Genomic DNA, 9341 nt, shown 5'->3' on the forward strand with positions numbered 1-9341 from the left:
TGGCGTTGTCGGGTCGCTCGTGTTGGTCGGGTCGACGTTGCCGGGCCGCTCGTGTTGGTTGGGTCGACGTCGTCGGGCCGCTCGTGTTGGTTGGGCCGACGTCGTCGGGCCGCTCGCATTTGGTTGGGCTGGCGTGGTCGGGCCGCTCGCATTTGGTTGGGCCGACGTTGCCGGGTCGCTCGCATTGGTCGGGCCGACGTGGCCGGCCGCCCGTACGACAAGCCCGACGCACCCGCCCTCCGAAAACCTCGTCGAGCAGAGTCAAATGGCGGCTACTTGATCTTCGCCAACCACCATTCGACTCGCCTCGATCGCAACAGCGCCGCACCCCTTGGCGGCTTGTGGTGTTGCGGGAGGTGGTGCGGTTGAGGGCGCTGGCTGAGGCTTCCCCTCGAGGGCCTGGGCGGCACCTCACCTCACCTCAGCGAGCCCAAAACCTCCGGCAACTCCGCACTGTGCACCACACCGAGCCGCTGCGTCGCACGCGTCAACGCCACGTACAGATCATTCAGCCCGCGCGGCGACTCATCCAGAATCGCTTGCGGCTCAACAAGATACACCGCATCGAACTCCAGCCCCTTCACGTCGTGCACCGTCAACACCCGCACCGAGTCGCCGGACAGCTCGGCCAGTTCCTCGATCAGCGCGTGCGGCGCGATCACCGCGGTCGTGCCCGGCCCGGTCTCCTCGGCCACCAACTTCGCAACCTGGTCGCGCACGTCGCTCGCGGCCACCCGGTAGGCGCGCGGCGGGTGCCCGCTCTCGCGCACGGAGCGCGGCGCGGCGGCCTCGGGATCGATCGCGGCCAGCACGTCCGCGGCCACGTCCATGATCTCGGCGGGCGTGCGATAGTTCACCGTCAGCTCGGTAAGCTTCCACCGCTTGGCCACGTACGGTTCGAGCACCCGCTGCCACGACGAGGCGCCCGCGGGGTCGCCGGTCTGCGCGACATCGCCGACCACGGTGATCCAGCGATTCGGGATGCGCCGCATCACCATTCGCCAGGCCATCTCCGACAGTTCCTGCGCCTCGTCCACGATGACGTGCCCGTAGGTCCAGGTGCGGTCGCCCGCGGCGCGCTCGGCGGTGGTCTGCCTGGTGCGCACGTCTTGGCGTTCCGCGAGCTGACTCGCGTCGATCAGGTCGTAGGCCATCAGGATCTCCGGATCGAGTTCGTCCTCGAGATCCTGTGGCGCCGAACCGGTCAAGATGTCCAGCGCGTCCTGCGCCTCGGCCAGCTGGGCCCGCCAGCGCCGCCGCGAGCGTTCGCGCTCCTCGGTGTCGTCGACGCCGAGCAGCTCGGCCAGCTCGTCGAGCAGCGGCGCGTCGGCGGCGCTGAACTCGCCGTTGTCCGATCGCACCAGTTCGGCCCGGTCCTCCGGGGACAGTGTGCTCGCGACGCGGTCGAGCCGCTTGGGGTCGGCGAGCAGGTCCGCGAGCACGTCCTGCGGGGACAGCAGCGGCCACAGCCGCCCGATGGCCTGCTGGATCTCCTGATCGGCCCGCATCTCGTCGCGAATCTCGGCGATGTCGGTGCGGCTGAGCAGACTCGGGCCACCGGACAAATCGGCGCCCATGGTCTCGGCGAGCTGGTCGGTGAGCGCGTCGATGACCGAGCTGGTGAAGATCGGCTTGGCCAGGTTGTGCGGACGCCGCGAGGAACGCGCCCGGCCGCGCGCCTTGGTCGCGATCTTGCGGTCCAGCGTCACGGGGTAGCCGTCGAAGCTGAGCCGGATCGGCTCGGCAGGCACCTCCTGCCGGTCGCGTACCGCCTGCTTGAGCACCTCGAGGATGTCGAGCGAGCCCTTGATCTCGCCCGCCCGCAGCGAGTCCTCGCGGGTGGCTTTCACACCGGGATACAGGTCGCCGATGGTGGACAGCAGCACGCCGGTCTCGCCGAGCGAGGGGAGCACCTGGCCGATGTAGTCGAGGAAGGTGGCGTTGGGCCCGATGATCAGCACGCCGCTCTTGGCCAGCTGCTGACGGTAGGTGTAGAGCAGGTACGCCGCGCGGTGCAGCGCGACGGCCGTCTTGCCGGTGCCGGGGCCGCCCTGCACCACGAGCACGCTCTTGTGCTCGGAGCGGATGATCGCGTCCTGCTCGTGCTGGATGGTCTCGACGATGTCGTTCATGTGGCCGGTGCGCGCGGCGTTCAACGCGGCGAGCAGCGCGCTCTCACTGCCGACCCCGCCCTCGTCGTCGGTCGCGCCGGCCCGCCGGGCGGCGTCGAGATCGAGGTACTCGTCGTTGATCGCGGTGACGGTGCGGTTGCGCGAGCGGATGTGCCTGCGCCGGGTCACGCCGTCCGGGGCCGCGGTGGTCGCCAGGTAGAACGGGCGGGCCAGCGGCGCACGCCAATCCAGCAGCAGCGTCTCGTAGTCGTCCTTCTCGTCGAGGATGCCGAGCCTGCCGATGTAGCGGTATTCGTCGTCCAGATCGATCCGGCCGAAACACAGGCCGTGTTCGGCCGCGTCGTACTTGGCGAGGTCGTCGGTGTAGAGCTGGCTGAACGACTCGCGTTCGCTGCGGGCCTGCGGGGTGCCGCCGGTCTCCAGCAGCACGGTGCGCAGCCGGTTGCGCGCGTAGTCCCGCATCTCGTCGAGCCGGTCGTACAGCACCGAGAGGTAGGCCTGTTCCTGCTCGGTCTCGCGGGTCAGCTCCGGCGCGCCGTCACTGGCGGCACGGTCCTGAGTGAGGTCGGGCAAACTGAACTCCTTCACCGCGATGAGCTGAGCGAACGCTACACACGCACGGCGAGGCGCGCACGAACGCCGAAGAAAACAAGGTTGTCGAGTCTACTGCGGTTACGACGTGCTCGCCGTATCCGCAGGTGTACCCGGTGACGCGTCGTCGATCCACTGTTTCGTGCCGAAACGCCGGGCCGAACACAGCAGTTGTGCAACCCCGTCGCCCACCGCGGGTATTCCGGCCATCCGCGAGATCCATCCGTCAGGACGCGTGCGTGCTGTTAGGCCTGCGTCCCTTGCTGACCGAGCCCTCGCGGTGCCCGGACGGCTTTGCCCGGTACATCGCCAGGTCCGCGTCGTGCAGCACGGCCTCGGGTGTGCGGCGGTCGCCCACGTCGAGCGGGGTGACGCCGATGGAGGCGTTCACCTCGATCCGATGCCCGCGCGCGATGATCGGCTCGGCCATGGTCGAGCGCAGCCGGGCCACCAGCGCGTCGATGTCGACCCGCCGACTGCCCCCGGACAGCAGCACCAGGAACTCGTCGCCGCCGAGCCGGCCGACGAGGTCGTCGCTGCGCAACGCGCGCTGCAGTCGTTGCGCGACGATTTGCAGCACCGTGTCGCCGATGGCGTGCCCGAGCGTGTCGTTGATCGCCTTGAAGCCGTCGAGGTCGATGAACAGCACCGTGGACACCGGCAGGTTCTCGCTGGTGGCCAGCGCGCCGGCCAGCTGGGACAGGATGAGCGAGCGGTTCGCCAGCCCGGTGAGCGAGTCGTGGGTCGCCTGGTACTCCAATTGCCTTCTGCTGGCCCGGAATTCGGTGATGTCGGCGAAGGAGGACACCGCGGACGAGCGCCGGTCGCCGGGGTTGAGCAGGCGGCTGCTGCCCGACAGCCAGCGTCGCTGTCCGTCGGCCCGGTCGACGCCGAAGACATAGCCGGTGATGGTCTCGCCGGTGGCCAGGGTGCGGGCGATCGGGTGGCGGGTCGGCGAGAGCGGCTGCGCGTTCGCGTCCAGCAGGGTCAGCGGCAGCGACTGGATCGTCTTGCCGAGGATGTCGGCGGAGTCCTCGCTGCCGAAGATGCGCATGGCCGCGGGATTGGCCGACTCGATGCGTCCTTCCGGATCGATGACCACCACGCCCTCTTCGAGCTGTGAGACCACCGTGGTGAAGTGCTGTTCGGCCCGGCGCTGCGCGGCCTCGGCGTGGCGCTGAGCGGTGAGGTCGTGGATGACGACCTGGTAGGCGAGGCGGTCGTGCCAGGCGGTGAGCACCGACACTGTCTCCACCGGCACCGGCAGGCCGTCGAGGCGGACCAGGGTCATCTCGGTCGGGTTGGAGGCCACGCCCTTGGTGGTCAGGTGGCTGATCCGCTCCAGCATCCCGGGGACCGAGCCGGGGTGGACGAACTTCGTCAGCGGCTGGCCGATCACCTCGTCGGCGCTCTCGGCGGCCAGCAAACGGACGGTGGCGGGGTTGGCGTAGACGAGCACGCCGCGCTCGTGCACGCAGATGCCGTCGGGGGAGTGCTCGACGAGCGAACGGTAGCGCTCGGCTAGCTGCTCGGCGGCGTCGACCGCAGCGGCTACCTTGTCATCACCCACTCGAACCCCCGATCGTCGACCCGATTATGGCCATTGGAACATGGGATTATTCTGGTATCGACGTGCAGAACATCACAGCGTCGGCGCTATTGCTTCGATCACAGTTTCGGCACTTAATCGGGCAGTGTCTTGTGATCATTACAAAACCTGTTCTCCAGGAAATATCTGGTCGACCGCGGTGCGACCGCGGAAGGTGTGAAGGAGCGATGCGATGCCGGGTGAGACCCTGAACGGCCGACAGCTGCATCAAGATCATATGACGTTCGCCGGCATCGGTGCCGTCACAGCCTACGGCTGGGGCCGCGAGGCCCTGTGGGACGGACTGCTCAGCGGTAAATCGGCGGCCTCGGTGCAGCCCGGGTACGGGCCGGGTCGCGATGGGGATGCCTGGGTCGCGCTGGTGCCCGACGGTGGCGACCCCGCGGTCAGCTCGAGCCGGTACGGCCGCGCGATGCACGAGTCGGCCAGGGAGGCGATCACCGACGCGCTGGCACGCGGCTGGCAACCGGGCCGCACGGTCGGGCTGCTGCACGCGATCGTGCTCGGTGACGTGGCCAACTGGCGCGACTTCTACCTCGTCGATCAAGGACATCGCCGCTCCCGCGAGTACCTTCCGCTGATTCCCTCGACGCCCATCTCGGTGCTCATGCAGGAGTTCGGTTTTCACGGCCCGGCCATGAACGTCTCCGCGACGTGCAGCTCGGCCAATGTCGCGCTGATCACCGCGCAGCTCTGGCTGGACGCGGGCATCGCCGACGACGTGGTGTGCGTCGCCACCGACATGTCCGGCACGCCGGACATGGTCGAGCACTTCACCGGCATCGGCGCCGCGGTGACCGACACCGAACCGCTGGACGGGTGCCGCCCGTTCCAGGAGGGCAGCCGGGGCTTTTGCTTCGGCGAGGCGTCGGTGGCGTTCGTGCTGAGCCGCAACGTGCGCCGGCCCTACGCCGCTGTGCTCGGCGGCGGCATGACCAACGACGGCTATCACGTGGTGTCGGTCGACCCGACACACGAGCGGATCTTCGAGTGCGCCAGGCTCGCCCTCGACAACGCCGGAGTGGCCGCCGAGGACGTGCGCTACCTCAACGCCCACGGCTCGGGCACCCGGCAGTGCGACATGGCCGAGCAGGACCTGATGGCGGGCGTGTTCGCCGACCGCCCGAACGTCTACGCGCTCAAGCCGCTGGCGGGTCACTGCCAGGGCGCGTCCGCCGGGGTCGAGGTGGCCGCGGCGGCGCTCGGCTACGAACGCGGCATCGTGCCCGCCGCGCCGATCGTCGCGCCCGCGCACCCGCGCCTGCTCGACGGGCCGCAGCCGCTCGAGCGCGGCATCACCGCGAAGCTCTCGCTCGGCATGGGCGGCAACAACTCCGTGGTGCTGCTCGGCCCGGTGGACTAGCCCCTGTCTCGAAGTTCCATCCGGCGCCTCCGGTGGCTGGATCGCCGCCTGGCCGCGTTGTCGTCGTCGCCGATACAACCCCGGTATCGACTCCTCCGCCTTGCCAGGCGACGATCCAGCCACCGGATGCATCCGGCCGGACTTCGAATTTCCGTGCGGTGTCATCGGTCCGCCCCCCGGCACGCGCTCACGGCAGCGGCACCGACCAGCACAGCCGGGTGCCCGGCATGGCCTCGTCCGTCGTGTTGCCCGCGGTGCCGATGACGAACTGCCCGTCGGCCTTGTGCGCGCGCTGCTCGAGATTGCGTAGTCCGCTGCGCACCACGTGATTCGGGATGCCCCAGCCGTTGTCGGTCACCACGATGGTCAGATCGTCGTCGACGCTGATCTCCACGGCGACAGTATCCGCCCCGGAGTGCCGGACCGCATTGCTTACCGCCTCGCGCACCACGGCCTCGGCGTGATCGGCCAGCTCGGCCTCCAGCACCGACAGCGGGCCGGAGACCGAGAAGGTCGAGCGCACAACGGTTTCCGCGGTCTGCTGGCGGATGGCGTGCTCGATCCGCTGCTGCAGCGGGTTGCCGTGGCCGCCGTGCAGGTCGAAGATCGAGGTCCTGATCTCCTGCACGACTTCTTGCAGATCGTTGACCACGGTCGAAAGACGTTGCCGCACTTCGGGAACCGTGGCCCTGGCGACCGCGCCCTGGAGCGTGATGCCGACGGCGAACAGCCGCTGGATGACGTGGTCGTGCAGGTCGCGCGCGATCCGGTCGCGGTCGGCGAGGATGTCGAGGTCACGCATCCGCTGCTGCGCGTCGGCCAGCTGCATGGCCAGCGCGGCCTGATCGGTGAACGCCGCGGTCAGGTCGACCAGCTCGTCGGAGTACGGCGCGGCGCCGATCGGCCGCACGGTGGTGAGCACGCCGAGCGTGGTGTCCGGGGTGCACAACGGCAGGATCAGCAGCGGGCCCGCGTCGGGTAACGCGAGGCCGAGGTCGACCGTGCCCGCGTCGTCGAAGCGCAACGGGGTCCGGCGGGTGAACGCCTCGCCGAGCGCGGTGCCCTCGGTGCGCACCGCCTTGCCCTCGTACCCTTCGCCGGGTCCGCACCACTGGGTGACCGAAAGTCCCGCGCGCTCAGTGGTTTCGGCCGGCCCGGTGAGGAACGACTGGTGCGAGCCGGTCAGCGTGCGGGCGTGCTCGACCACGTGCGCGAGCACGCTGGCCGACTCGTTGCCCGCGAGGAACTCGGTGGCGATGTCGCGGGTGGCCGCGATCCACGCCTGCCTGGTGCGCGCCGACTCGTAGAGTCTGGCGTTGTCCACCGCGATGCCTGCCGCGGCGGCGAGGGCTTGCACCAGCACGTCGTCATCGTCGGTGAACGGCTGCCCGCCCGCCTTCTCGGTGAGATAGAGGCTGCCGAACACCTCGCCGCGAATCCGCACCGGCACCCCCAGGAAGGTGTGCATCGGCGGGTGGTGCGGCGGAAGGCCAACGGAGGCAGGGTGATCGGCGAGTTCGTCGAGGCGCAGCGGTTTCGACTGATGGAACACGACGCCGAGGACGCCGTGTCCCTCGGGTAATCGTCCGATGGCCCTGCGGGTTTCGTCATCGATCCCCTCGTCGATGAACTGCACGACCTGCTGTTCGTGGCCGCGTACGGCGAGCGCGCCGTAGCGGGCGTCGACCAGGCTGATCGCGGTGCGCACGATGGTGCGCAGGGTGTCGTCCAGGTCGAGACCGGAAGTGACCGCGAGCATCGCCTCGACCAGTCCGTCCATCCGGTCGCGCGAGTCGAGGATGAGCTCGACGCGCTCCTTGACCTCGCTGAGCAATTCGCGCAGGCGCAGTTGCGACAGGGTGTCGCGCACGGAATAGGGGTCGCTGCCGCGATCGTCGGTCATATCGGCTTCCCCTTGTGGTTGGCGCCCGAACTGCGCCTTGTCCCAGTCTAGTTCGCCCCTCGAGGTCTTTCGGCCCTGTTCGCCACGGCATTGCGATGGTGACATGAAGACACGGGATCGGATATCGAAGGCAGGGCGTGGCACATGAAGTCGTCGGGGCTGTTGAGTTCGTCGTCACCACAACATTGGCTCACCGCAAGCGATCTCGATCTGGTGGTGACGACCCTCGGCGAGGTGCCCGACGTCGATGTGACCAGGGCCGTCCGGGCGATCGGGCGGGTGCTGCGCCGCCACCATCTCGACGCGGCGACCAGGGTGCGCGTCACGGCACCGCGGGTCGCGGGCGAGGCGACGGTGGTGCAGGTCAACGTTCGCTGTCGCAATCTCGCCACCCGCGTACAGGTGACCGGACCCGGCGGGTTCGCGGTGACCTTCGCCGCCGAGCGCCTGGACCGCCAGCTGGCCCGGCTGGCGGCGGAGCGGTCGCGCGACTGGCCCGATCCGGCGCGTCCGCCGCTGGCCACGGTCACCGAGCCGCGCCCGATCGTGCGCCGCAAGCTATGCGAGCTGCTGGTCGGCACTCCCGCCGAGGCGACGGCGGTGATGGACGCGATGGACTACGACGCGCATCTGTTCACCGACAGCGCCACCGGCGCGGAGGCCGCGGTGGCCTGGGGTGAGCCGCTCGGCGTGCGGCTGTTCCGCCAAGACGCGACGGTGAGCGGGCCGCCGACGGTGAATTCGCTCCCGCTCTCGGTGGTTTCGAGCCCGGCGCCCGTGCTGCGCGAGGATCAGGCGGCGCAGGTGCTGTGCCTGCACGGTTTGCCGTTCCTGTTCTTCACCGACCCGGTTGACGATCGCGGCCGCCTACTCTATCGACGCTACGACAGTGATCTGTCCCTGGTGGCACCGGAGTAAAAGCTCAACTCAGCGGCACCGACCAGAGCACCCGCGTCCCGCCCGAGGCGGCGCGCTCGACGCTGCACCGCCCCTCCGACTCGGCCGCTCGTTGCGCGAGATTGGCCAGGCCGCTGGGGTTTATGTCCGCCGGCACGCCGGTCCCGTTGTCCTGCACCAGGATCGTCAACTCGTCGGCGACGGCGATCTCGATCGTCACCGCGTTCCCGCCGGAGTGTCGCACCGCGTTGCTGACCGACTCGCGCACAACGGCTTCCGCGTGATCGGCCAGCGCGGGCCCGACCACCGACAGCGGCCCGTCCACCCACAGCCGTGCCCGGATCGCGGTGGCCTCGGTCTGCTGCCGGATCGCGTCCTCGAGCCGCCGCCGCAGCGAGGCGCCGGCGCCGCCGTGCAGATCGAAGATCGTCGTCCTGATCTCGTGCACTATCTCTTGCAGCCGGTCGATCTCGTCCGAAAGGCGTTGCCGCACTTCCGCATCCTCGACCCGAGCTGCGACGCCCTGCAGGCCGAGCCCGACCGCGAAGACCCGCTGGACGACGTGGTCGTGCAGATCGCGCGCTATCCGGTCGCGGTCGGCGAGCACATCGAGCTCGCGCGCCCTGCGCTGTGCCTCGGCGAGCTGCATGGCCAGCGCGGCCTGATCGGTGAACGCCGCGGCGAGCGCGGCGAGTTCGTCGGAGTACGGCGCGGATTCGGGGGAGCGCACGACGATCAGCACGCCGAGCACCACGCCCGCCGTCTGCAACGGCAGGATCAATGTGGGCCCGGCCGCGTCGATCGCGGCGCCCAGATCGATGCCCCGCGCGTCGGCCAGCCGGACCG

The 9341-nt window shown here is 69.5% G+C and carries 6 protein-coding genes; 2 read left to right on the top strand and 4 right to left on the bottom strand.

Going from position 1 to position 9341, the window contains the following annotated elements:
- Positions 1 to 416: 416 nt before the first annotated feature.
- Positions 417 to 2705, bottom strand: a complete 2289-nt coding sequence (locus ON39_RS12245; protein ID WP_051186535.1) for a HelD family protein — start codon at positions 2703 to 2705, stop codon at positions 417 to 419.
- A 244-nt stretch (positions 2706 to 2949) separates the two neighbouring features.
- The gene (locus tag ON39_RS12250; RefSeq protein ID WP_040733739.1) at positions 2950 to 4293 is read right to left on the bottom strand and encodes a diguanylate cyclase domain-containing protein; all 1344 of its coding nucleotides are present in this window, start codon (positions 4291 to 4293) and stop codon (positions 2950 to 2952) included.
- 211 nt (positions 4294 to 4504) lie between these two features.
- On the opposite strand from ON39_RS12250, the gene ON39_RS12255 reads away from it, so the two are divergent.
- Complete coding sequence (locus ON39_RS12255) at positions 4505 to 5695, top strand: beta-ketoacyl synthase N-terminal-like domain-containing protein (RefSeq protein ID WP_246003004.1); 1191 nt, start codon at positions 4505 to 4507, stop codon at positions 5693 to 5695.
- 187 nt (positions 5696 to 5882) lie between these two features.
- On the opposite strand, the gene ON39_RS12260 is transcribed toward ON39_RS12255, so the two are convergent.
- A complete protein-coding gene (locus tag ON39_RS12260) occupies positions 5883 to 7598 on the bottom strand; it encodes a sensor histidine kinase (RefSeq protein WP_040733740.1) in 1716 nt (571 codons plus the stop codon).
- A gap of 144 nt (positions 7599 to 7742) precedes the next feature.
- Here ON39_RS12260 and ON39_RS12265 point away from each other — a divergent pair, with 144 nt between their 5' ends.
- Positions 7743 to 8516 carry a sigma 54 modulation/S30EA ribosomal C-terminal domain-containing protein gene (locus ON39_RS12265; RefSeq protein WP_040733741.1) on the top strand — a complete coding sequence of 258 codons (774 nt, stop codon included), beginning with the start codon at positions 7743 to 7745 and terminating at the stop codon, positions 8514 to 8516.
- A gap of 4 nt (positions 8517 to 8520) precedes the next feature.
- Here the strand turns inward: ON39_RS12265 and ON39_RS12270 are convergent.
- A partial coding sequence (locus ON39_RS12270) for a sensor histidine kinase (protein WP_255219263.1) occupies positions 8521 to 9341 on the bottom strand: 821 nt, incomplete at its 5' end.

It is taken from the genome of Nocardia tenerifensis NBRC 101015, from assembly GCF_000308715.1.
Taxonomy (GTDB): domain Bacteria; phylum Actinomycetota; class Actinomycetes; order Mycobacteriales; family Mycobacteriaceae; genus Nocardia; species Nocardia tenerifensis.

Coding starts and splice junctions, on each gene's coding strand:
- ON39_RS12265 (WP_040733741.1), top strand. CDS start 7,743: ATGAAGTCGTCGGGGCTGTTGAGTTCGTCGTCACCACAACATTGGCTC.
- ON39_RS12260 (WP_040733740.1), bottom strand. CDS start 7,598: ATGACCGACGATCGCGGCAGCGACCCCTATTCCGTGCGCGACACCCTG.
- ON39_RS12255 (WP_246003004.1), top strand. CDS start 4,505: ATGCCGGGTGAGACCCTGAACGGCCGACAGCTGCATCAAGATCATATG.